The organism is Serratia sp. EWG9 (genome assembly GCF_019913725.1).
Classification (GTDB): domain Bacteria; phylum Pseudomonadota; class Gammaproteobacteria; order Enterobacterales; family Enterobacteriaceae; genus Serratia; species Serratia ureilytica.
Map to the genome: position 1 here is coordinate 451810 of NZ_JADNRO010000002.1, position 23723 is coordinate 475532.

Annotated in this window: 22 protein-coding genes and 1 pseudogene; 15 read left to right on the plus strand and 8 right to left on the minus strand. The window is 61.5% G+C overall.

The features are described 5' to 3' along the window. Nucleotides 1-2: 2 nt before the first annotated feature. The 9 genes and pseudogenes from murD (at nt 3) to lpxC (ending at nt 10415) form a co-directional block, all read left to right on the plus strand. Nucleotides 3-1322 (plus strand): UDP-N-acetylmuramoyl-L-alanine--D-glutamate ligase, encoded by a 1320-nt coding sequence (gene murD / locus ITX55_RS07545; protein ID WP_033641855.1) that lies wholly within the window; start codon nt 3-5, stop codon nt 1320-1322. Then, nucleotides 1319-2521 (plus strand): cell division protein FtsW, encoded by a 1203-nt coding sequence (gene ftsW / locus ITX55_RS07550; RefSeq protein WP_015376649.1) that lies wholly within the window; start codon nt 1319-1321, stop codon nt 2519-2521. The genes murD and ftsW overlap by 4 nt, the downstream gene beginning before the upstream one ends. 3 nt (nt 2522-2524) lie before the next feature. Next, a complete protein-coding gene (murG, locus tag ITX55_RS07555) occupies nt 2525-3589 on the plus strand; it encodes an undecaprenyldiphospho-muramoylpentapeptide beta-N-acetylglucosaminyltransferase (RefSeq protein ID WP_004932773.1) in 1065 nt (354 codons plus the stop codon). Nucleotides 3590-3671: 82 nt separating this feature from the next. Further along, nucleotides 3672-5147, plus strand: coding sequence for a UDP-N-acetylmuramate--L-alanine ligase (gene murC / locus ITX55_RS07560; protein ID WP_025301571.1), 1476 nt, complete (start codon nt 3672-3674; stop codon nt 5145-5147). Further along, the gene (locus ITX55_RS07565) at nt 5140-6060 is read left to right on the plus strand and encodes a D-alanine--D-alanine ligase (RefSeq protein ID WP_108680171.1); all 921 of its coding nucleotides are present in this window, start codon (nt 5140-5142) and stop codon (nt 6058-6060) included. The genes murC and ITX55_RS07565 overlap by 8 nt, the downstream gene beginning before the upstream one ends. Nucleotide 6061: 1 nt before the next feature. Beyond that, nucleotides 6062-6913, plus strand: a complete 852-nt coding sequence (ftsQ, locus tag ITX55_RS07570) for a cell division protein FtsQ (RefSeq protein WP_004932761.1) — start codon at nt 6062-6064, stop codon at nt 6911-6913. Beyond that, nucleotides 6910-8165: pseudogene (gene ftsA / locus ITX55_RS07575) on the plus strand (cell division protein FtsA). The gene ftsQ and the pseudogene ftsA overlap by 4 nt, the downstream one beginning before the upstream one ends. Nucleotides 8166-8239: 74 nt before the next feature. Then, a complete protein-coding gene (gene ftsZ / locus ITX55_RS07580; RefSeq protein WP_004932757.1) occupies nt 8240-9394 on the plus strand; it encodes a cell division protein FtsZ in 1155 nt (384 codons plus the stop codon). A gap of 103 nt (nt 9395-9497) precedes the next feature. Continuing rightward, nucleotides 9498-10415, plus strand: coding sequence for a UDP-3-O-acyl-N-acetylglucosamine deacetylase (gene lpxC / locus ITX55_RS07585; RefSeq protein WP_004932754.1), 918 nt, complete (start codon nt 9498-9500; stop codon nt 10413-10415). A gap of 114 nt (nt 10416-10529) precedes the next feature. On the opposite strand, the gene ITX55_RS07590 is transcribed toward lpxC, so the two are convergent. Continuing rightward, nucleotides 10530-11045 carry a DUF721 domain-containing protein gene (locus tag ITX55_RS07590; RefSeq protein WP_004932751.1) on the minus strand — a complete coding sequence of 172 codons (516 nt, stop codon included), beginning with the start codon at nt 11043-11045 and terminating at the stop codon, nt 10530-10532. 26 nt (nt 11046-11071) lie between these two features. Here ITX55_RS07590 and secM point away from each other — a divergent pair, with 26 nt between their 5' ends. From secM to mutT, 3 genes are all read left to right on the plus strand, one after another. Continuing rightward, nucleotides 11072-11602 (plus strand): secA translation cis-regulator SecM, encoded by a 531-nt coding sequence (secM, locus tag ITX55_RS07595; RefSeq protein ID WP_089191184.1) that lies wholly within the window; start codon nt 11072-11074, stop codon nt 11600-11602. An 82-nt stretch (nt 11603-11684) separates the two neighbouring features. Continuing rightward, nucleotides 11685-14393 carry a preprotein translocase subunit SecA gene (gene secA, locus ITX55_RS07600; RefSeq protein WP_042783690.1) on the plus strand — a complete coding sequence of 903 codons (2709 nt, stop codon included), beginning with the start codon at nt 11685-11687 and terminating at the stop codon, nt 14391-14393. A gap of 80 nt (nt 14394-14473) precedes the next feature. Then, complete coding sequence (gene mutT, locus ITX55_RS07605) at nt 14474-14878, plus strand: 8-oxo-dGTP diphosphatase MutT (RefSeq protein ID WP_108680172.1); 405 nt, start codon at nt 14474-14476, stop codon at nt 14876-14878. A 39-nt stretch (nt 14879-14917) separates the two neighbouring features. On the opposite strand, the gene yacG is transcribed toward mutT, so the two are convergent. The 3 genes from yacG to coaE are packed head-to-tail and all read right to left on the minus strand — an operon-like array spanning nt 14918 to nt 16533. Continuing rightward, on the minus strand, nt 14918-15109 hold the full coding sequence (gene yacG / locus ITX55_RS07610; protein WP_025301578.1) for a DNA gyrase inhibitor YacG: 192 nt from the start codon (nt 15107-15109) through the stop codon (nt 14918-14920). A 51-nt stretch (nt 15110-15160) separates the two neighbouring features. Continuing rightward, the gene (gene zapD / locus ITX55_RS07615; RefSeq protein WP_033641859.1) at nt 15161-15913 is read right to left on the minus strand and encodes a cell division protein ZapD; all 753 of its coding nucleotides are present in this window, start codon (nt 15911-15913) and stop codon (nt 15161-15163) included. A gap of 5 nt (nt 15914-15918) precedes the next feature. Beyond that, entirely contained in the window at nt 15919-16533 is a 615-nt protein-coding gene (gene coaE, locus ITX55_RS07620) for a dephospho-CoA kinase (protein ID WP_072626735.1), read from the minus strand. Between the two features lie 362 nt (nt 16534-16895). On the opposite strand from coaE, the gene ITX55_RS07625 reads away from it, so the two are divergent. Next, nucleotides 16896-17939, plus strand: a complete 1044-nt coding sequence (locus ITX55_RS07625) for a GMP reductase (protein WP_015376656.1) — start codon at nt 16896-16898, stop codon at nt 17937-17939. A gap of 54 nt (nt 17940-17993) precedes the next feature. Here the strand turns inward: ITX55_RS07625 and hofC are convergent, their stop codons facing one another. The 4 genes from hofC to nadC all read right to left on the minus strand — a co-directional run bounded on the left by hofC (nt 17994) and on the right by nadC (nt 22155). Beyond that, nucleotides 17994-19193 (minus strand): protein transport protein HofC, encoded by a 1200-nt coding sequence (gene hofC / locus ITX55_RS07630; protein WP_108680173.1) that lies wholly within the window; start codon nt 19191-19193, stop codon nt 17994-17996. After that, on the minus strand, nt 19190-20632 hold the full coding sequence (gspE, locus tag ITX55_RS07635; protein WP_223084985.1) for a type II secretion system protein GspE: 1443 nt from the start codon (nt 20630-20632) through the stop codon (nt 19190-19192). Before gspE ends, hofC begins: the two co-directional genes overlap by 4 nt. Before the next feature lie 5 nt (nt 20633-20637). Then, entirely contained in the window at nt 20638-21075 is a 438-nt protein-coding gene (ppdD, locus tag ITX55_RS07640) for a prepilin peptidase-dependent pilin (RefSeq protein ID WP_033651664.1), read from the minus strand. 189 nt (nt 21076-21264) lie between these two features. After that, complete coding sequence (nadC, locus tag ITX55_RS07645; RefSeq protein ID WP_025301584.1) at nt 21265-22155, minus strand: carboxylating nicotinate-nucleotide diphosphorylase; 891 nt, start codon at nt 22153-22155, stop codon at nt 21265-21267. A gap of 84 nt (nt 22156-22239) precedes the next feature. Between nadC and ampD the strand changes: the two genes are divergently transcribed. Together ampD and ampE are read left to right on the plus strand one after the other, a co-directional pair. Next, on the plus strand, nt 22240-22836 hold the full coding sequence (gene ampD, locus ITX55_RS07650; protein ID WP_025301585.1) for a 1,6-anhydro-N-acetylmuramyl-L-alanine amidase AmpD: 597 nt from the start codon (nt 22240-22242) through the stop codon (nt 22834-22836). Further along, on the plus strand, nt 22836-23690 hold the full coding sequence (gene ampE / locus ITX55_RS07655) for a beta-lactamase regulator AmpE (protein ID WP_033631795.1): 855 nt from the start codon (nt 22836-22838) through the stop codon (nt 23688-23690). The genes ampD and ampE overlap by 1 nt, the downstream gene beginning before the upstream one ends. The last annotated feature ends 33 nt before the right edge of the window (nt 23691-23723 follow it).

The window sequence follows — 23723 nt, forward strand, 5'->3', positions numbered from 1 at the left end:
TCATGGCAGACTATCAGGGTAGAAAAGTCGTCATCATCGGGTTGGGCCTCACCGGCCTGTCCTGCGTCGATTTCTTCATGGCGCGCGGCGTGACGCCGCGCGTGATGGATACCCGTATCGCGCCGCCAGGGTTGGACAAACTGCCTGAAAGCGTGGAGCGCCATCTGGGCGATCTGAATCAGGACTGGCTGCTGGCGGCGGATCTGATCGTCGCCAGCCCGGGCGTCGCGTTGGCGACCCCGGCATTGAGCGCCGCGGCGGACGCCGGCGTGGAAATCGTCGGCGACGTCGAACTGTTCTGCCGTGAAGCGCAGGCGCCGATCGTGGCGATCACCGGCTCCAACGGCAAAAGCACCGTCACCACCCTGGTGGGCGAGATGGCGAAAGCCGCCGGTTGGGCGGTGGGCGTGGGCGGCAATATCGGCCTGCCGGCGCTGAGCCTGTTGCGTCAGGAATGCCAGCTTTACGTGCTGGAGCTGTCCAGCTTCCAGCTGGAAACGACGTATAGCCTGCGGGCGGCGGCGGCGACCATCCTGAACGTGACCGAAGATCATATGGATCGTTATCCGTTCGGCCTGCAGCAGTATCGCGGCGCCAAGCTGCGCGTCTATGAAAATGCCGCCGTGTGCGTGGTGAACGCGGACGACGCGCTGACCATGCCGGTGCGCGGCGCCGACGAGCGCTGCGTCAGCTTCGGTGCGGACGTCGGCGATTATCACCTGAACCGCCAGCAGGGGGAAACCTGGCTGCGGGTGCGCGGTGAGAAGGTACTGAATACGCGCGAGATGAAGCTGACTGGCCGCCACAACTACACCAACGCCCTGGCGGCGCTGGCGTTGGCGGATGCGGTCAATATCCCGCGTGCCTCCAGCCTGAAGGCATTGACCACCTTCACCGGCCTGGCGCACCGCTTCCAGCTGGCCTGGGAGAACAACGGCGTGCGTTGGATCAACGATTCCAAAGCCACCAACGTCGGCAGCACCGAAGCGGCACTGAACGGCCTGCAGGTGGACGGCACGCTGCATCTGCTGCTGGGCGGCGACGGCAAGTCCGCCGATTTCTCGCCGCTGGCGCGCTATCTGCAGGGCGACAACGTGCGGCTGTATTGCTTTGGCCGCGACGGCGCCCAGCTGGCGCAGCTGCGGCCGGAAGTGGCGACGCTGACCGAGACCATGGAGCAGGCGATGCGCACCATCGCCGGCCGCGTACAGCCCGGCGATATGGTGCTGTTGTCGCCGGCCTGCGCCAGTCTCGATCAGTTCCGTAATTTTGAAGTGCGCGGCGATGAGTTCGCCCGCCTGGCGCAGGAGCTTGGCGGATGAAACTACGCTTGCCGAACTTCGGGCTGACAGAACGGCTGAAAGACTGGGTGACCGGCGCGCGCGACAACGACGCGGTCAACATGGTGCTGTACGATCGCACCCTGCTGTGGCTGACCTTCGGGTTGGCGATCATCGGCTTCGTGATGGTGACCTCGGCGTCGATGCCGATCGGCCAACGCCTGGCGGACGATCCGTTCTTGTTCGCCAAACGCGATGCGCTGTACCTCGGCCTGGCGTTCGGCCTGTCGCTGGTGACGCTGCGCATCCCGATGGAAGTTTGGCAGCGCTACAGCAACGTGATGCTGCTGATGTCGATCGTGATGCTGCTGATCGTCCTGGTGGTGGGGAGCTCGGTGAACGGGGCCTCGCGCTGGATCGCGCTCGGCCCGCTGCGTATTCAGCCGGCGGAGCTGTCCAAGCTGTCGCTGTTCTGCTACCTGGCGAGCTATCTGGTGCGCAAGGTGGAAGAGGTGCGCAGCAACTTCTGGGGCTTCTGTAAGCCGATGGGCGTCATGGTGGTGCTGGCGGTGCTGCTGCTGGCGCAGCCGGATCTCGGCACCGTGGTGGTGCTGTTCATCACCACGCTGGCGATGCTGTTCCTGGCCGGCGCGAAAATGTGGCAGTTCCTGGCGATCATCGGCTCCGGCGTGTTCGCCGTGGTGCTGCTGATTATCGCGGAACCGTACCGTATGCGCCGCGTGACCTCGTTCTGGAACCCGTGGGCCGACCCGTTCGGCAGCGGCTACCAGTTGACCCAGTCGCTGATGGCATTCGGCCGCGGCGAGTTCTGGGGGCAGGGGCTCGGCAACTCGGTGCAGAAACTGGAGTATTTGCCGGAAGCGCACACCGACTTCATCTTCTCCATTTTGGGTGAAGAACTGGGCTATATCGGTGTGGTTTTAGCCCTGTTAATGGTATTCTTCGTCGCTTTTCGCGCGATGTCCATCGGGCGCCGCGCGCTGGAGATCGACCAACGCTTCTCCGGCTTCCTGGCCTGCGCGATCGGCGTGTGGTTCAGCTTCCAGGCGCTGGTTAACGTCGGCGCCGCCGCGGGCATGCTGCCGACCAAAGGTCTGACGCTGCCGCTGATCAGTTACGGCGGCTCGAGCTTGCTGATTATGTCGACGGCGATCGTGCTGTTGCTGCGAATTGATTATGAAACGCGCCTGACCAAGGCTCAGGCGTTTGTGAAGAGGTAAGGGATGAGCGGGAAACCTAAGCGTTTAATGGTGATGGCAGGCGGTACCGGCGGGCACGTGTTCCCGGGGCTGGCGGTCGCGCATCATCTGATGGCGCAGGGCTGGCAGGTGCGCTGGCTCGGAACCGCAGACCGAATGGAAGCCGATCTGGTGCCGAAGCACGGGATCGAGATTGATTTTATCCGCATCTCTGGCCTGCGCGGCAAGGGCCTGAAGGCCCAGTTGACGGCGCCGCTGCGGATCTGGCAGGCGGTGCGGCAGGCGAAAGCCATCATGCGCAGTTATCAGCCGGATGTGGTGCTGGGGATGGGCGGTTACGTTTCCGGCCCCGGCGGCCTGGCGGCCTGGCAGTGCGGCATCCCGGTGGTGCTGCACGAGCAGAACGGCATTGCCGGCTTGACCAACCGCTGGCTGGCGCGCATCGCCGCCAAAGTGATGCAGGCCTTCCCCGGCGCGTTCCCGAACGCCGAGGTGGTGGGCAACCCGGTGCGCACCGACGTGTTGGCGCTGCCGTTGCCGGCGGAGCGGTTGCAAGGGCGCGAAGGCCCGATCCGCGTGCTGGTGATTGGCGGAAGTCAGGGCGCCCGCGTGCTGAATCAGACAGTTCCTGAAGTCGCGGCGCGTTTGGGCGATAGAATTACGCTCTGGCATCAGGTTGGCAAGGGCGCGCTGGAAACGGTGCTGCGCGACTACGAGAGGGTAGGGCAGACGCAGCACAAGGTGACCGAGTTCATCGACGACATGGCCGCCGCCTATGCCTGGGCCGACGTGGTGGTCTGCCGCTCCGGCGCGTTGACCGTCAGCGAAATCGCGGCGGCGGGGCTGCCGGCGATTTTCGTGCCGTTCATGCACAAGGATCGTCAACAGTACTGGAACGCACGCCCGCTGGAAGAAGCCGGCGCGGCGAAGATTATCGAACAGCCGCAGTTCAACGCCGATGTGGTGGCCGAACTGCTGGCGAGCTGGGATCGCAAGACGCTGCTGGCCATGGCCGAGAAAGCGCGCGCGGTCGCCATTCCGGACGCCACCGAGCGCGTGGCGGCGGAGCTGGTGCGGCTCGCCAAGTAACGAGTGCAGGGGTTCGCGCGCCGAACCTGAATAAAAGCAATGTGATGTAGGCCGGGATACCGGATCCGGATTAGAGAGAGTGATGAATACACAACAACTGGCGAAACTACGTACTATCGTGCCCGAGATGCGTCGCGTCCGGCACATTCACTTTGTCGGCATCGGTGGCGCCGGCATGGGTGGTATCGCCGAAGTGTTGGCAAACGAAGGGTATCAGATCAGCGGCTCCGACCTGGCGCCAAATCCGGTGACCCAGCAGTTGAGCGCGCTCGGGGCGACGATTTATTTCAATCACCGTCCGGAAAACGTGCTGGATGCGAGTGTGGTGGTGGTATCTACCGCCATCTCCGCCGACAACCCGGAGATCGTCGCCGCCCGTGAAGCGCGCATCCCGGTGATCCGCCGCGCTGAAATGCTGGCGGAGCTGATGCGTTTTCGCCACGGCATCGCTATCGCTGGCACGCACGGCAAAACCACCACCACGGCGATGGTCTCGAGCATTTACGCCGAAGCCCGCCTGGACCCGACCTTCGTTAACGGCGGGCTGGTAAAGGCGGCGGGCACCCACGCACGACTGGGGTCCAGCCGTTATCTGATCGCGGAAGCGGATGAGAGCGATGCGTCGTTCCTGCATCTGCAGCCGATGGTGGCCGTGGTCACCAACATCGAAGCCGACCACATGGACACCTACCAGGGCGACTTCGAGAACCTGAAGCAGACGTTTATCAATTTCTTGCACAACCTGCCGTTCTACGGTCGCGCGGTGATGTGCATCGACGATCCGGTGGTGCGTGAGCTGCTGCCGCGCGTGGGTCGCCATATCACCACCTACGGCTTCAGTGAAGATGCCGACGTGCGCATCGAAGACTACCGGCAGATTGGGCCGCAGGGGCACTTTACCCTGAGCCGTCAGGACAAACCGTTGCTGACGGTGACGCTGAACGCGCCGGGCCGCCACAATGCGTTGAACGCAGCGGCGGCGGTGGCGGTAGCGACCGAAGAAGGCATCGACGACGAAGATATCCTGCGCGCGCTGGCGGGCTTCCAGGGCACCGGGCGCCGTTTCGATTTCCTCGGCGAGTTTCCGCTGGAGCCGGTCAACGGCAAAGCGGGCAGCGCGATGCTGGTGGACGATTACGGCCACCATCCGACCGAAGTGGACGCCACGTTGAAAGCGGCGCGCGCCGGTTGGCCGGACAAGCGTCTGGTGATGATCTTCCAGCCGCACCGCTACACGCGCACCCGCGATCTGTACGACGATTTCGCCAACGTGCTGTCGCAGGTGGATGTGCTGCTGATGCTCGACGTGTACGCCGCCGGCGAAGCGCCGATCCCGGGCGCGGACAGCCGCTCGCTGTGCCGCACCATCCGCAGCCGCGGCAAGCTGGATCCGATCCTGGTTTCCGATGCCGATACCGTGCCGGAAACGCTGGCGCAGCTGTTGCAGGATGAAGACCTGGTGCTGGTGCAAGGCGCCGGCAACGTGGGCAAAATCGCCCGTAAACTGGCCGAGCTGAAGCTGCAGCCGCCGAAGAAAGAGGAGGAGCACCATGGCTGATAAAGTTGCAGTTCTGCTGGGCGGCACCTCCGCTGAACGTGACGTTTCTCTGCAGTCCGGCACCGCGGTGCTGGCCGGGTTGCGCGAAGCCGGTATCGATGCGCATGGCGTCGATACCCGCGATTTCCCGGTGACCCAGCTGAAAGAGCAGGGGTTCACCAAAGTGTTTATCGCGCTGCACGGCCGCGGCGGCGAGGACGGCACCCTGCAGGGGCTGCTGGAGTTCCTCGAGTTGCCTTATACCGGCAGCGGCGTGATGGCCTCGGCGCTGACCATGGACAAATGGCGCACCAAGATGGTGTGGCAATCGATGGGCTTGCCGGTGGCGCCTTACGTGGCGCTGAATCGCCAGCTGTATCTCGGCGCCGAAAAAGCGGCGCTGCTGGCGCGCGTGGCGGATCTCGGTCTGCCGGTGATCGTCAAGCCGAGCCGTGAAGGCTCCAGCGTCGGCATGAGCAAGGTCACCGAAAGCGCGGCGTTGGCAGCGGCGTTGGAAGAAGCCTTCCGCCATGACGACGATGTACTGGTGGAGAAGTGGTTGAGCGGCCCGGAATACACCGTGGCGATGCTGGGCGACCAGGTGTTGCCGTCGATTCGCATCCAGCCGGCCGGCGTGTTTTACGACTATCAGGCCAAGTACATTTCGGACGACACGCAGTACTTCTGCCCGAGCGGTTTGAGCGCCGAGCAGGAAGCCGAGATGGCGGCGTTGGCGCTGCGCGCCTACCGCGGTCTGGACTGCAGCGGCTGGGGCCGCGTCGATGTGATGCAAGACAGCGATGGCAGCTTCTATCTGCTTGAGGTGAACACCTCTCCGGGCATGACCAGTCATAGCCTGGTGCCGATGGCGGCGCGCCAGTTTGGATTAAGCTTCTCGCAGCTAGTGGCGAGAATTTTGGAGTTGGCCGACTGATATGTCGCAAGCTGCCCTGAATGCGCGCGATCGCGAGGTGGATAACGGCCCGCGCCGCAGCAATGGAACCCAGTTGGCGGGAATGATTTTCCTGCTGATGGTGTTGGGAACGGTCGTGTGGAGCGGTTGGGCGGTGCTTGGCTGGATGAAAGACGCCAGTCGCCTGCCGCTCTCAAGGCTGGTGGTGACCGGCGAACGCCATTACACCACCAACGATGATATTCGTCAGGCGATCCTGGCGTTGGGCGCGCCCGGCACCTTTATGACGCAGGATGTGGACGTCATCCAGCAGCAGATCGAACGTCTGCCGTGGATCAAGCAGGCCAGCGTGCGCAAACAATGGCCGGATGAGCTGAAGATCCATCTGGTGGAGTATGTCCCGGTGGCGCGCTGGAACGATTTGCACATGGTGGACGCCGAGGGCAAAGCGTTCAGCGTGCCGGCGGAGCGGGCGGGCAAGCAGAAGTTGCCGCTGCTCTACGGGCCGGAAGGGAGCGAGCAGGATGTGCTGGAAGGCTATCGGGCGATGAGCGCCACGTTGGCGGCCAGCAAATATACGCTGAAAATGGCGGCGATGACCGCGCGCCATTCCTGGCAGCTGGCGCTGGACAACGATGTCCGGCTTGAGCTGGGGCGCGATGACCGCAACGGGCGTTTGCAGCGGTTTATCGAGCTTTACCCGGTATTGCAGCAGCAGGGCCAGGCGGAGAGCAAGCGTGTCAGCTATGTCGATCTGCGCTACGAGTCCGGCGCTTCGGTAGGGTGGGCTCCGGTGTTGGTCGATCCGCAGGCGCTTGGCGGTCAGCAAAACAGTAATCAGCAACAGAATCAGGCACAGGCAAAACAACAATGATCAAGTCGACGGACAGAAAACTGGTAGTTGGACTGGAGATCGGTACTGCAAAAGTCTCCGCGTTGGTAGGGGAAGTTCTGCCCGATGGCATGGTCAACATTATCGGGGTGGGCAGCTGCCGTCTCGCGGCATGGATAAGGGCGGCGTAAACGACCTGGAGTCGGTGGTGAAGTGCGTACAGCGCGCCATCGATCAGGCCGAGCTGATGGCGGACTGCCAGATCTCGTCGGTGTACCTGGCGCTGTCGGGCAAACACATCAGCTGCCAGAACGAAATCGGCATGGTGCCTATCTCGGAAGAGGAAGTGACGCAGGACGACGTGGAGAACGTGGTGCACACCGCCAAATCGGTGCGCGTGCGCGACGAACACCGCATCCTGCACGTGATTCCTCAGGAATACGCCATCGATTATCAGGAAGGCATCAAAAACCCGGTTGGGCTGTCCGGCGTGCGCATGCAGGCCAAGGTGCATCTGATTACCTGCCATAACGATATGGCGAAGAACATCGTCAAGGCCGTGGAACGTTGCGGCCTGAAAGTTGACCAACTTATTTTCGCCGGTCTGGCCGCGAGCTACGCGGTGCTGACCGAAGATGAACGCGAACTCGGCGTTTGCGTGGTGGATATCGGCGGCGGCACCATGGATATGGCGGTGTACACCGGCGGTGCGCTGCGCCACACCAAAGTGATCCCTTACGCCGGGAACGTGGTCACCAGCGATATCGCTTACGCCTTCGGCACGCCGCCGACCGACGCGGAAGCGATTAAAGTTCGACACGGTTGTGCGCTTGGGTCGATTGTTAGCAAGGATGAGAATGTAGAGGTGCCTAGCGTCGGGGGACGTCCTCCGCGCAGTCTGCAAAGACAGACGCTGGCTGAAGTCATTGAGCCACGCTACACCGAACTGTTGAATCTGGTTAACGATGAAATTTTGCAATTGCAGGAGCAACTGCGTCAGCAAGGGGTGAAGCATCATCTGGCGGCCGGTATCGTGCTGACCGGTGGCGCCGCCCAGATTGATGGCCTGGCAGCCTGTGCGCAACGGGTGTTCCACACCCAGGTACGCATCGGCCAACCCTTGAACATCACGGGTCTGACGGATTATGCGCAGGAGCCTTACTACTCGACGGCGGTAGGTCTGCTGCACTATGGAAAAGAGTCTCACCTGAGCGGTGAGACAGAAGTAGAAAAACGCGCCTCGGTGGGCAATTGGTTTAAACGCATCAATAGCTGGCTGAGAAAAGAGTTTTAATGTTTCAACAAAGAGATCATGCTGAGTAATCTTTTTATGATCTCGCAGCGACAGGCACAAAACGGAGAGAAACTATGTTTGAACCAATGGAACTAACCAATGACGCGGTGATTAAAGTCATCGGCGTCGGCGGCGGCGGTGGCAACGCCGTTGAACACATGGTGCGCGAGCGCATCGAAGGTGTTGAATTCTTCGCTGTGAACACGGACGCCCAGGCGCTCCGCAAAACGGCGGTTGGCCAAACCATCCAGATTGGTAGCGGTATTACCAAAGGTCTGGGTGCGGGCGCGAACCCGGAAGTGGGTCGCAATTCAGCGGAAGAAGACCGCGAAGCCCTGCGCGCAGCGCTGGACGGCGCAGACATGGTCTTCATCGCAGCCGGCATGGGCGGCGGCACCGGTACCGGTGCGGCGCCAGTGGTGGCTGAAGTGGCTAAAGATTTGGGTATTCTGACCGTGGCCGTGGTGACCAAGCCTTTCAACTTCGAAGGCAAAAAGCGCATGGCATTCGCGGAGCAGGGTATCGCTGAACTGTCCAAACACGTGGACTCACTGATCACCATCCCGAACGACAAGCTGTTGAAAGTTCTGGGTCGCGGCATCTCCCTGCTGGACGCGTTCGGCGCGGCCAACGACGTGCTGAAAGGCGCGGTGCAGGGTATCGCCGAGCTGATCACCCGTCCGGGCCTGATGAACGTCGACTTCGCCGACGTGCGCACCGTGATGTCCGAAATGGGCTACGCGATGATGGGTTCTGGCGTGGCTTGCGGTGAAGACCGCGCCGAAGAAGCGGCCGAAATGGCGATCTCCAGCCCACTGCTGGAAGACATCGACCTGTCCGGCGCGCGCGGCGTACTGGTCAACATCACCGCCGGCTTCGACCTGCGTCTGGATGAGTTCGAAACCGTGGGTAACACCATCCGTGCGTTCGCTTCCGACAACGCCACCGTGGTTATCGGTACCTCGCTGGATCCGGAAATGAACGACGAACTGCGCGTAACCGTGGTTGCAACCGGTATCGGTATGGACAAGCGTCCTGAAATCACCCTGGTGACCAATAAACAGGCCAGCCAGCCGGTGATGGATCACCGTTATCAGCAGCACGGCATGTCGCCTCTGCCGCAGGAAGTGAAACCTGCCGCGAAGGTGGTCAACGACCAAGCTGCGCAGCCGAATAAAGAGCCCGACTATCTTGATATTCCAGCCTTCCTGCGTAAACAGGCAGACTAAGAATATCCTGAGAATTTGGAATCTCCGCTCTTTGTGCTAAACTGTCCCGCCAGCCATGCTGTATGCTTGGCTGGTAGGATGGATAACATTGCGAGATAAAACGATGATCAAACAAAGGACATTAAAACGTATTGTTCAGGCGACTGGCGTCGGTTTGCATACCGGCAAGAAAGTCACGCTGACAATGCGCCCAGCGCCGGCTAATACCGGGGTCATCTATCGTCGCACTGACTTGAATCCACCGGTTGATTTTCCGGCTGATGCAAAATCCGTGCGTGATACCATGCTCTGTACTTGCCTGGTGAATGAGCATGACGTGCGTATTTCGACCGTTGAGCATCTTAACGCCGCGCTGGCTGGGCTGGGCATCGACAACATCGTCATCGAAGTCGACGCCGCTGAAATCCCAATCATGGACGGCAGCGCCAGTCCGTTCGTGTTCTTGCTGCTGGATGCCGGCATCGAAGAACTGAACTCGGCGAAGAAATTCCTGCGTCTGAAAGAGACCGTACGCGTTGAAGATGGCGACAAGTGGGCCGAGCTGTCCCCGCATAACGGGTTCCGCCTGGACTTCACCATCGACTTCAACCACCCGGCCATCGACGCCAGCTCTCAGCGCTATCGTCTTGATTTCTCGGCTGAGTCGTTCGTGCGTCAAATCAGCCGCGCGCGCACCTTCGGGTTCATGCGTGATATCGAATACCTGCAGTCCCGTGGCCTGGCCTTGGGCGGCAGCTTCGACTGCGCCATCGTGGTAGATGACTACCGCGTGCTGAACGAAGACGGTCTGCGTTTCGAAGACGAATTCGTACGTCACAAAATGCTGGACGCCATCGGCGACCTGTTCATGTGCGGCCACAACATCATTGGCGCGTTCACCGCGTTCAAGTCTGGCCACGCGCTGAACAACAAACTGCTGCAGGCCGTGCTGGCCAAGCAGGAAGCGTGGGAATACGTGACCTTCCAGGACGAAGCCGAAATGCCATTGGCATTCAAGGCACCGTCTACCGTATTGGCGTAAGGTCTGCATTCCTCACCTGCGAATAACGGCAGGCGCATCCCCTGAGAGCCTGAGAATTCAGGCTCACGATGGTGTGGTGTCGGCTGTCCGGTATTTTGCAGTCCGTGTCGCTGATTACTTATCACGACTGGTTGTGTTGGTACCCTCTCCGGCCAATGCAGCCAGCCGTTCCAATATCTTGCGCAGTTTCTCCGGGCTACGGCTCGCCAATCCCCTCAGCTCTTCCGCACTCTCCAGACTCAAATGCCGCATCGGCACGGGTTTTTCCGGCGCTTTTTCGGCGTTTTGCACCTGGTTGCTGCCTTTCGCCATCAAGGCCGGATTAATCCTGATGTCGATCGACGACAATGATGGTAGAATTTGCGCTCGTAGTGCAGACAGCAAAGCGGGTTGTTCGTAGCGCAAGCGCATCATCCAACTGGCATTTGCCGTTTCGAGCACTAAAATACCCTGTCGGAAATTCGCGACGCGGCACCAGGGATGCAGGGGAGCGGGCAACAGGCCCTTCACTGCACGGTTAAGCTTGAGCAGCGCCACCGCGCGTTGCTGGACGTTATGCAGCGGCCCTTTGCTGCCGGCAGACGCGTCGTCGAACAGGACATCTAATAATTGTGGACGGCTATCGCGCATAATGGGCTCCGGCGGATTATAAACTCGTGATCGGTATTCTAAATCGTTGGCGACAATTTGGCAGACGTTATTTCTGGCCCCATCTCCTGTTAGGGATGGTTGCGGCCACGCTTGGCGCGCCTTCCAATTTGTCCGGCGCACCCGATCAGGCTGCATTGCCGAGCACATCGTCCAGCCTTAACCGGCAAAATTCGGCCAACGGCACCTTCAACAGCCTGGCCCTGCTGCAGGACGCGCATCGCCGTCCTACCTTCAGCGTAGATTATTGGCAGCAACATGCGCTGCGCACCGTCATCCGTCACCTCTCTTTCGCGCTGGCGCCGCAGGCGGTTTATGCGCGGGTGCAGGAGAGCGAAGCCGAAACGGAACCCCCTTTGCAGGTAGCGCAACTGGCGCTGCTTTCCACTCTCAACGCGCTGCTGACGCACGAGCCGAAGCCGCCGACCATCATTCGCCATACCCACCTTGAGGTGCTGCCAACGCTGGCGCGGCACCAGACCGGCCTGTGGGTGGCGCAGGTGCAGGGCATTCGCGCCGGGCCCGTCGCCCTCGTCTGAACTCGCCCTTTGGGCACAAAAACCATAAATAATAGCAAGTTGACTGCCGCGCTCGGCGGTCATGACAGAGATATCAAACATCATGTTAGTGAAATTATTAACCAAAGTTTTTGGCAGCCGTAACGATCGTACCCTGCGCCGCATGCGCAAAGTGGTTGAGCAGATCAACCGCATGGAACCGGACATGGAAAAGCTGTCCGATGACGAGTTGAAAGCGAAAACCAACGAATTCCGCGCGCGCCTGGAGAAGGGCGAATCGCTGGAAAGCCTGATCCCGGAAGCCTTCGCCGTGGTGCGTGAGGCGAGCAAGCGCGTGTTCGGCATGCGTCACTTCGACGTGCAGCTGCTGGGCGGCATGGTACTGAACGACCGCTGCATCGCCGAGATGCGCACCGGTGAAGGTAAAACCCTGACCGCGACGCTGCCGGCCTACCTGAACGCCCTGAGCGGCCGCGGCGTGCACGTCGTGACCGTCAACGACTATCTGGCGCAGCGCGACGCCGAAAACAACCGTCCGCTGTTCGAGTTCCTCGGCCTGAGCATCGGCATCAACCTGCCGGGCATGCCGGCGCCGGCCAAGCGCGAAGCTTACGCCGCCGACATCACCTACGGCACCAACAACGAGTACGGCTTCGACTACCTGCGCGACAACATGGCTTTCAGCCCGGAAGAGCGCGTGCAGCGCAAACTGCACTATGCGCTGGTGGATGAGGTGGACTCCATCCTGATCGATGAAGCGCGTACGCCGCTGATCATCTCCGGCCCGGCAGAAGACAGCTCCGAGATGTACATCAAGGTCAACAAGCTGATCCCTAAACTGATCCGCCAGGAAAAAGAAGACTCCGACACCTTCAAAGGTGAAGGGCACTTCTCGGTGGACGAGAAGGCGCGTCAGGTACACCTGACCGAACGCGGTCTGATCCTGATCGAAGAGATGCTGGTGGAAGCCGGCATCATGGATGAAGGCGAATCGCTGTACTCGCCGACCAACATCATGCTGATGCACCACGTTACCGCCGCGCTGCGCGCCCACGTGCTGTTCACCCGCGACGTGGACTACATCGTGAAAGACGGCGAAGTGATCATCGTCGATGAGCACACCGGCCGTACCATGCAGGGCCGCCGCTGGTCCGACGGTCTGCACCAGGCGGTGGAAGCCAAAGAAGGCGTGGAGATCCAGAACGAGAACCAGACGCTGGCTTCGATCACCTTCCAGAACTACTTCCGTCTGTACGAGAAGCTGGCCGGGATGACCGGTACCGCCGATACCGAAGCCTTCGAATTCAGCTCGATCTACAAGCTGGACACGATCGTGGTGCCAACCAACCGTCCGATGATCCGTAAGGATATGCCGGATCTGGTGTACATGACCGAGAAAGAGAAGATCGGCGCCATCATTGAAGACATCCGCGAGCGTACCGCCAAAGGCCAGCCGGTGCTGGTGGGGACCATCTCGATCGAGAAATCCGAAGTGGTGTCCCGAGAGCTGACCAAAGCGGGCATCGACCACAAGGTGTTGAACGCCAAATTCCACGCCATGGAAGCGGACATCGTCGCCCAGGCCGGCCAGAGCGGTGCGGTAACCATCGCCACCAACATGGCGGGCCGTGGTACCGATATCGTGCTGGGCGGCAGCTGGCAGGCCGAAGTGGCGCTGCTGGAAGAACCGACCGAAGAGCAGATCGAAGCCATCAAAGCCGCCTGGAAAGAGCGCCACGACGCGGTGCTGGCGGCGGGCGGCCTGCATATCATCGGCACCGAGCGCCATGAATCGCGCCGTATCGATAACCAGCTGCGCGGCCGTTCCGGCCGTCAGGGCGACGCCGGTTCATCCCGCTTCTACCTGTCGATGGAAGATGCCCTGATGCGTATCTTCGCCTCGGATCGCGTGTCCGGCATGATGCGTAAACTGGGCATGAAAGAAGGCGAAGCGATTGAGCACCCGTGGGTGACCAAGGCGATCGCCAACGCGCAGCGCAAAGTGGAAAGCCGCAACTTCGATATCCGTAAGCAACTGCTGGAATACGACGACGTCGCCAACGATCAGCGCCGCGCCATCTACAGCCAGCGTAACGAATTGCTGGACGTGTCCGACGTGAGCGAAACCATCGCCAGCATCCGCGAGGACGTGTTCAAGAGCACCATCGACAACTACATCACGCCGCAGTCGCTGGAAGAAGAGTGGGACATTCAGGGGCTGGAAGAGCGTCTGAAGAACGACTTCGATCTGGAGATGCCGATTGCCCAGTGGCTGGACAAAGAGCCGGAGCTGCACGAAGAGACGCTGCGCGAACGCATTCTGGAGAACGCCAAAGAGCAGTACCTGCGTAAGGAAGAAGTGGTCGGCAGCGAAATGATGCGCAACTTCGAGAAGGGCGTGATGCTGCAGACGCTGGATTCCCTGTGGAAAGAGCACCTGGCGGCGATGGACTACCTGCGTCAGGGCATCCACCTGCGCGGCTATGCGCAGAAGGATCCGAAGCAGGAGTACAAGCGCGAATCCTTCAACATGTTCGCCACCATGCTGGAATCGCTGAAATATGAAGTGATCAGCGTGCTGAGCAAGGTACAGGTGCGGATGCCGGAAGAGGTGGAAGCGCTGGAACAGCAGCGCCGTGAAGAGGCCGAGCGTCTGGCGCAGCAGCAACAGCTGAGCCACCACGACGAGAACGCGCTGGTGACCGAAGATCCGAACGCGCCGGCGACCGCCGAGCGCAAAGTGGGCCGCAACGATCCTTGCCCATGCGGTTCCGGCAAGAAATACAAGCAGTGCCATGGCCGCCTGCAGTAATGCCGGCCGCGGTTGACTGATAATACCCGGGGGTTCAGCTTGCTGAGCCCCTGTTTTTTGGCACCCATCAGGAGGGTGAGATGAAACATCTGAATATCGCCGTGGGCATCATCCGCAATGCTCAACGGGAGATCTTTATTACGCGCCGCGCCGCTGACGCGCACATGGCCGGATTTTGGGAGTTTCCCGGCGGCAAGATCGAACCGGGTGAGACGCCGGAACAGGCGCTGAGCCGCGAGCTGCGTGAAGAGACCAGTATCGAAGCCGAGCGGGCCGAACTGCTGGAGGTGGTGGAACATCGCTTCAGCGATCGCATCGTGACGCTGAATTTTTATCTGGTGGAGCATTGGGCGGGCGAGCCGTTTGGCCGTGAGGGGCAGCCGATGCGCTGGGTAAAACAGGCGGAGCTGCGTGAAGACGAGTTCCCGGAAGCCAATGCCGGCATTATCCAACTGCTGGTGGCGCAGGCTGGCGCCGCGCAATAACACTATCGGCCTGGCGTGCGCCAGGCCTTCAATCGGCGATTAGCGGTCGTCGAGTTCGCTCCAGTCCTCACTTTCCGACAAATCGCTGTTGCTCGGAATGCGCTTCTCTTCATCGGCCCACTCGCCAAGATCGATCAGTTGGCAGCGCTTGCTGCAAAACGGCCGGAATGGGCTGACTTCGCCCCAAACCACGCCGGTGCCACAGGTTGGGCATTTCACTACGGTCGTCATAACGGTTCCTTACGCCTTCTGGCGGTGCTGAGAAGGCTTGCTTTCATGAGTTCAACAACAGGCCAGTTCGAACGTCAGGCGTTCAGGCACCATGCCATGTTCGCTGTCCAACGGCAGGAAACGAATGGCATAACGCGTCTTGTGGCCGGAAATTTGCGGATAAAGCTGCGGCGCCAGATGAAGGCGCAGGCGCAGCAGATCCGCCCCTTCGGCGTTGTCCTGGAAAAAGCCGTTCAGACTGATTTGATTGCGGAACGGCCCCGACTGACGGATCAGATCCAGCACCATGATCAGCGCCTGGTTCAGCGGATCCAGCGACTGCAGCCAGGCGGCGACGTCGGCATCGCGATCCTGCTGCGGCGCGTGCATCCACATGTGCAGGGTCGGCAAATCGAAGCTGCAGCAGCCGCCGGGAATGTTCAGACGCTGGCGCACCAGGCCGATCAGCCGGTCTTCACGCAGTGCCTGACCGAGGCGCGGTGCCGCCATCAGCGCCGATGAACGCGACTTCAACTGGCCGCGCAACTGCTCGATCAGCGCCATATCCACGCCCGGCACATCGGCCCAGGCCAACAGTTTTTGCTGCTGACGCTCCAGCTCTTTGAGCAGTTCGGTGCGTACCTCGCCGCGCTCCAGTACGTCCAGCAAATCGGAGACGGTGCGGAAAAAGGTAAGGGCGATGGCGGTTTCGCTCAGGGCGCGCTGGCCGTGCAGCTGTTGCAGTAAAAACTCGATGCGCAGCCAGGTACGCATTTTTTCGTTCAGCGGGTGTTCAAAGAGAACGGTTGGGGAAACATCACTCATGCAGTTTAATCCTGTTGGGGCGCTGTTGCCGCCAGTTCAAGGTAGCGACGATGCAGTGCGGCGACCCGTGGCTCTATCCCCTGAGCGGCGCCGCTGTTGTCAATAATGTCATCCGCCACGGCGAGGCGCTGCTGGCGCGTGGCCTGGGCGGCGAGAATGCTCTGCGCTTGCTCGCGGCTGATGCCGTCGCGCGCGATGGTGCGAGCCAACTGGGTTTCGGCGTCGACGTCGATCACCAGCACCCGATCGGCGCGATCCTGCAGGCCGTTTTCCACCAGCAGCGGCACGACCCACAGCGCGTACGGGCTGGCCGCCTGCGCCAGTTGGCGTTGGGTCTCGCGGTGTATCAGCGGATGCAGCAGTTGGTTCAGCCAGGTTTTATCATCGGGGCGGCTGAAGATACGCTGACGCAGCGCAGCGCGGTTGAGCGCGCCGTCCGGCAGCAACATTTCATTACCAAATCGCTCGGCGATCGCGGCCAGAGCAGGGGTGCCCGGCTTAACGACCTGACGGGCGATCACGTCGGCATCGACAATGGCTGCGCCGTGGCGCGCAAAGGCGTTCGCAACGGTCGTTTTGCCGCTGCCTATGCCCCCGGTCAACGCAACAATGTAGGCCATGGTGTTAGGTGCATCCGATGTTCATAAAAAAATAATAGACGAATCATAAAGCGATCGCGCAGAAGTGCAAGTCGGCAGGCGGCGCTTGCGCCTCGGCCCCGTTTGGGCGGCGAGAAAAAGCGCAGCGGCACGGCAGAAATGAGCGGGCAATCACACTGCGATTATGCAGGTAAATTTGTCGGATTGTAGCGTAAATAAAGGCGAATTCGCAGTCTTGTTCGGCGATTATTAGCGCGTATTATAACGTCACTGGAACTGGCATTAATCTCGCCGTCATCTTTCCGCGCCATGGGAAAGCCGTCGGGCAGAGGTTCGAATATCCTCCTTGCGATCCGTCGCCATTAACCAGGAAATCATAAGTCATGCGTATTGAAGAAGATTTGAAGTTAGGCTTTAAAGACGTGTTGATCCGCCCTAAGCGTTCCACGTTGAAAAGCCGTTCCGAGGTTGAACTGGAACGTCAGTTTACCTTCAAGCATTCAGGTTGCAGCTGGTCCGGCGTGCCGATTATCGCAGCTAACATGGACACGGTGGGCACCTTCCGCATGGCCGAGGCCCTGGCTTCTTTCGACGTTCTCACCGCCGTACACAAACATTACAGCGTCGAGCAATGGGCTGACTTCGTGCAGCGCATGCCGGAATCGGTGCTGCGCCACGTGATGGTGTCCACCGGCACCTCCGAAGCCGACTTCGCCAAAATGCAGCAGATCCTGGCCCTGTCTCCGGCACTGAAATTCATCTGTATCGACGTGGCCAACGGCTACTCTGAACACTTCGTCGCCTTCCTGCAGAAAGCGCGCGAAGCCTGCCCGAATCACGTCATCTGCGCCGGCAACGTAGTGACCGGCGAGATGGTGGAAGAGTTGATCCTCTCCGGCGCCGACATCGTTAAAGTCGGCATCGGGCCGGGATCGGTATGCACCACCCGCGTGAAGACCGGCGTGGGCTATCCGCAGCTGTCGGCGGTGATCGAATGCGCCGATGCGGCCCACGGGCTGGGCGGCCAAATCGTCAGCGACGGCGGTTGCTCGGTGCCGGGCGATGTCGCCAAAGCCTTCGGCGGCGGCGCGGACTTCGTGATGCTGGGCGGTATGCTGGCCGGCCACGACGAGTGCGAAGGCACCGTGGTGGAAGAGAACGGCGAGAAATTCATGCTGTTCTACGGCATGAGCTCCGAGTCAGCGATGAAGCGCCACGTCGGCGGCGTGGCGGAGTATCGCGCGGCCGAAGGCAAAACCGTCAAGCTGCCGCTGCGAGGCGAGGTGGAGTTCACCGTGCGCGATATCCTCGGCGGCCTGCGTTCCGCCTGCACCTACGTCGGCGCCGAGCGTTTGAAAGAGCTGACCAAGCGCACCACCTTTATCCGTGTGGCGGAGCAGGAAAACCGCGTCTTCGGCAGCAAATAAGCCGCACCTTGCATTCGGGCGCAGCGCACCGCGGCGCCCGCTATCCTTTTTCCCTTATCCCAATACGCTGCCCAGTTGAAAGATAGGCAGATACATGGCGATCACCAAAGCGCCGACAATCCCACCTACCACCAGCATCAGCAGCGGCTCCAGCGTTTGCGCCAGCGTATCGGCCAGCTCGTGCGTTTGCCGTTCATACCACTGCGCCAATTTATCCAGCAAGGCGTCCAGTGAACCGGACTCTTCGCCCACCCGCACCAGCTGCCGGCACAGCGGCGGAAACAGCGGTTGCAGGCCCAGGGCATGATGAAAGGCTTCGCCTTCGGCGATCTGCCGTTGCATCTGCTCCAGCGCCTGTTTGTACAGCAGATGGTCAGCCGCCAACGCCGCCGCGTTCAACCCTTCCACCAGCGTCAGCCCGGCGCGTTGGGTCATGGTCAGGATGCGAAATGTTTGGCTCAGCGCGCCGCCGCTCACCAGCCGGGCGATCAGCGGCAGGCGCAGCAAGAGTGCCTGTTCACGTCTGCGCCACGGCGGGCGCGGGTGCAGCCAGCGGCCATAGCCGAACAGCGACGCGCCCAGCAGCAGCGCCAGATAGGGGCCGGTGGCGATCAACTGCGCAGACAATGCCAGCAACCCTTGGGTAAACCAGGGCAGCGGCGCATCGAACGATTGATAAACCTTGGCGAATTCCGGCAGCACCATCACCAGCATTAACACGCTGACCATCAGCGCCACCGCGCAGATGAAGAGGGGATAACGCAGCGCTTTGGTCACCTTGCGGCGCAGCAGCAACTGGGCCTCTTGTTGTTGCGCCAGCTGCAGGCAGCAGCGATCGAGGTTGCCGGTCAGTTCACCGATGGCGATCAGCTGGCGATAGATCAGGGGAAAAATCCCCGGTTGTTCGGCGAGGGTTTCGGAAAGCGGTTGCCCTTCGCGCACCTGGTCGGCCAGCTGGCGCAACAGGCAGCGCCAGGCTGCCGAAGGATGCTCTGCTGCCAGCAACTGCAGCGCATTGACCAGCGGCAACCCCGCCTGCAGCAGAGTGGCGAGCTGGCGGGTGAAGTGGATTAACGGTTCTCCACGCCATTGGCCGGGCGTAACGCGTTTGCCGTGCCCGATTCGGCACGGTTGCAGGCCTTGTTCGATCAGCAACCGGCTCACCTGCCATTTTTCCTCGCTCATCAGTTCGCCGCGGCGTAAGGCGCCCTGTGCGTCGAAAGCCTGCCAAAGAAACAGCCGGCGCGCTTTCATGGCGCGGCTATGCCAGGCTGGACGACGTCGATCACGCGGTACAGTTCTTCCAGCGAGGTCGTGCCTTCGGCGGCCAGCGCCAGGCCCGCTTGCAGCAGCGAAAGCTGCCCCTGTTCGCGGGCGATATCCGCTAGCAGACTGGGAGCGGCGTTCGCCAGCAATGCCGCCTGTATTTCCGGCGTAATGGCCAACAGTTCATACACGCCGATGCGCCCATAGTAACCGCCGAAGCAATGCTCGCAGCCATCGGCGCGCCAGACAGTGAGCGGTTCCGGCCAGATCGCGCTGGGAAAATGCGTCGGCTGGCTGTGCGGATAGCGGCAGTGGCGGCACAGTCTGCGCACCAACCGCTGCGCGACGATCAGCTTCAGACAGCCGGCGAGCAGGTAGCCGGGGATCCCCATGTGCATCAGCCGCGTCAGGGTTTCGCTGGTGGAGTTGGTATGCAGCGTCGACAGCACCAGGTGGCCGGTTTGCGCGGCCTTGACCGCGATCTCGGCGGTTTCCGCATCGCGGATCTCGCCGATCATGATGACGTCTGGATCCTGGCGCAGCAGGGCGCGCAACACCCGGGCGAAGCTCAGCTCGGTTTTGGCGTTGATCTGGGTCTGATTAACGCCGAACAACGGGATCTCGACCGGATCCTCGACGCTGCACAGGTTGCTCTGCGCATCGTTCAACTGGCGCAGACCGCTGTACAGCGTCACCGTTTTGCCGCTGCCGGTCGGGCCGGTCACCAGGATCAACCCTTGCGGGCAGGCCAGCGCCGTCGCGTAGCGCGCCAGATCCGCCCGGCTCATGCCTAACTGATCCAGCGGCAGTTCTTGTTGCTCGCCCTGCTGAACGCGCAGCACCACCTTTTCGCCGTGCAGCGTCGGCAGAGTGGCGATACGCATGGCATAGCGCGCGCTGTCCAGCGTCAGGCTGAGCTGCCCGTCCTGAGGTTGACGGCGCTCGGCGATATCCAGTTGGCCGAGGATCTTCAGCCGGGCGATGAGGCGCGCGGTCAGCTGCGGCGGCGGTGAGGCGAGGGTTTGCAGCACGCCGTCGATGCGCAGACGAATGCGAAAATGCTGCCGAAAAGGCTCGAAGTGGATGTCCGAGGCGCGGCGCTGGATGGCCAGGCGCAGCGTCTGGTTGATGAATTGCACCACCGGCGCATCGCCGTCGTCGGGGTAGGCGATGTCGGTTGTGTCCTCTTCGGCCGCCAGCGGCGCCGAGAGCGGTTCGTGGCGCTGGTTAAGCGCCAGCTCCAACCTGGCCGCCGGCCATTGTTCCAGATGGATGCGTTTGCCGGTGGCGAAACGCAGCGCCGCCAGCAGCCCCTGCGGCGCTTCTTCGCTGAGCGCGACCGTCAGGGTGGTCGGGTCTTCGCTCAACGCCAGCGCCTGATAGCGCCGACACAGGGTGTGAACCTCTTCGCTGATTTGCGCGTTCATCGCCGTTACTCCGCCGCGTCGTCGAAGCGGAAGACTTCCCGGCACACCTCAACCAGCGTCGCGTTTTCGCTGCTGCACAGCCGGGTCCAGCGGGTCAGCCCATCGGCGTTCGACTTGGGGGTTAACGCCACCGCCAGCCCCTGCAGCGTTTGGGTGCCGGTCAGCGTGATTACGCCTTTAACGACTTTCACCCCGCTGACGTAACGCGACGCGCCGCCGCTGGGAATGCCTTTGCTGCCGGCTTCACAGCCGGCGGGCGCGCCTTCATCCAGTACGCACAGCTCGACCGCCAGCTTATACGGCGCCATGGTTTGCAGCATGTCGGTCATCGCCGCTTTCTGGATGTAGCGCTGGTAGGCGGGAATGCCGATGGCGCTGAGGATGGCGATGATGGCGATCACCACCATCAGTTCGATCAGGCTAAAGCCGCGTTGCGTTTCCATGCGTTGTTTCCTCCATAAGGGTGTGGAAAACAACGGTAGCGGTTTGCGCGGGGGAACGGCGAGCGGGTTTTACGCGTTTCTCGGCGTGCTTCCATCAGTATTGATGTCGTTTGCAGCGGAGGGAAAAACGGTGCGAGGGGCTTCGCAAATCTGCGTTAACGCCCCCGGCGGCGGCCGGGGGCGAGGGGATCATTTGAAGCGCATCGACAGATCGAGCGCGGTCACATGTTTGGTCAGCGCGCCGACCGAAATGTAATCCACGCCGGTCTCGGCGAAGGTGCGCAGCGTCTCGCTGGTGACGTTGCCGGACACCTCCAGCTGGGCGCGGCCCTGGGTTTGGGCGACCGCCTGACGCATCATCTCGACGCTGAAGTTGTCCAGCATGATGATGTCGGCGCCGGCGTCCAGCGCCTGCTGCAGCTCATCGAGCGACTCGACTTCCACTTCCACCGGCACGTCGGCGTGCAGCCAGAAGGCTTTTTCCACCGCGTTTTTGATCGAGCCGGAGGCGATGATGTGGTTTTCCTTGATCAGGAAGGCATCGGACAGCCCCAGCCGGTGGTTGCTGCCGCCCCCGCACAGCACGGCGTATTTCAGCGCGGTGCGCAGGCCGGGCAAGGTCTTGCGGGTATCGAGCAGGCGAGTCTGGGTGCCTTCCAGCAGAGCCACGTAGCGGCTGACCTCGGTCGCCACGCCGGAGAGCATCTGCACAAAGTTCAGCGCGGTGCGCTCGCCGGTCAACAGCACCCGCGCAGGGCCGCGCAGCCGGCAAAGCGGTTGGTTCGGTATCAGACGGTCGCCGTCTGCCACCAGCCACTCCACCTGCACCTGGTTGCCCAACTGAATAAAGACTTCGTTCAGCCAGCGGCGGCCGCAGAACACGCCGGCTTCGCGGGTAATGACGGTGGCTTCGGCCTGCTTGTCCGCCGGTAACAATTGCGCGGTAATATCGCGCCCGGCGTCAACTTCACCTCCCAGGTCTTCGCGCAGCGCCTGGGCGACGGAATAGGGAATATCACTTTCAATACGTTCAAGAAGCTCGGTGCGGCGACGGTCGGCACTGTAGCGGCGTGTCGGCATGGAAAACTCCGAAATGGACGGTTAGTTCGTAGGGGAACATGCTACTCTGTTGCAGGAATAAGTACCACCGCAGAGAGGTGTCTGATGCAGTTGGAAAATGGCTGGATTGTCGGGGTGACGCGAGTGGTTTCGCCGCACTGCGATCGGCGCCCGGATGACGAGCCGCCCTCGCTGCTGGTCATCCATAACATCAGCCTGCCGCCCGGCGAATTCGGTGGCCCCTATATCGACCAGCTGTTCACCGGCACGCTCGATCCCGCGCAGCACCCTTATTTCGCCGAGATCCATCAGCTGCGAGTGTCTGCGCACTGCCTGATCCGCCGCGATGGGGAGATCGTGCAGTATGTGCCCTTCGACCAGCGCGCGTGGCACGCGGGCGTTTCGCTGTATCAGGGGCGCGAACGGTGCAACGATTTCTCCATCGGCATCGAGCTGGAAGGCACCGACCAGTTAGCCTACACCGAGGCGCAATATCGCACGCTGCAGGCGGTCACCGCGCTGCTGGCCGAACATTATCCGCCGTTGGCGGCGCATATCGCCGGGCATTGCGATATTGCCCCCGGCCGCAAAACCGATCCCGGGCCGGCGTTCGATTGGGATCGCTATCTGGCATCTCTGGAACAACGCGGCGCGCCCGCCGACGCTATGCTTGAGACAAGAAAAAGGGAGAGGAATCGCTAATGACGCTGTTTACGCTGTTGCTGGTTTTGGCCTGGGAGCGCCTGTTCAAGCTGGGGGAACACTGGCAGCTGGATCATCGCCTCGAAGTGGTATTTCAGCGGCTGCATCGGGTTTCGCTGGCGCAGACGCTGGCGATGACCGCCGCTTGGATGGTGATCGTCTGGGGCGTTCTGTGGTTGTCGCACGGGTTATTCTTCGGCGTGGTGACGCTGCTGCTGTGGATCGTCATCGATCTGCTGTGCGTCGGCGCCGGCATCAAGCGCAAACACTATCGCGCCTACCTGAAAGCGGCGCGGCAGGGGGATACCCATGCCAGCGATCAGATGGCGGAAGAGCTGGCGTTGATCCACGGTTTGCCGGTGGACTGCAGTGAGGAGCTGCGCCTGCGCGAGCTGCAAAACGCGCTGCTGTGGATCAACTTCCGTTATTACCTGGCGCCGCTGTTCTGGTTCGTGGTCTTTGGGCCGTACGGGCCGATCGCGCTGGCGGGATATGCCTTCCTGCGCGCCTATCAAACCTGGCTGGCGCGCCACAATACGCCGCTGGAGCGTTCGCAGTCGGGCATCGATCATCTGCTGAACTGGCTGGACTGGATCCCGGTGCGTTTGGCCGGGGTGGCCTATGCGTTGTTCGGCCACGGCGAGCGCGCGTTGCCGGCCTGGTTCGCCTCGCTCGGCGATCGGCATTCGTCGTCGTATCAGGTGTTGACGCGGCTGGCGCAGTTCTCGCTGGCGCGCGATCCGCATATGGATCCGGTGCAAACGCCGCGGGCGGCGGTGACGCTGGCGCGCAAGGTGACGATGATCATCGTGGTGGTGGTGGCGCTGTTGACCATTTACGGCACGCTGCTGTAAACCGCCGTGAAAAACAAAACGGGCGCCTCGGCG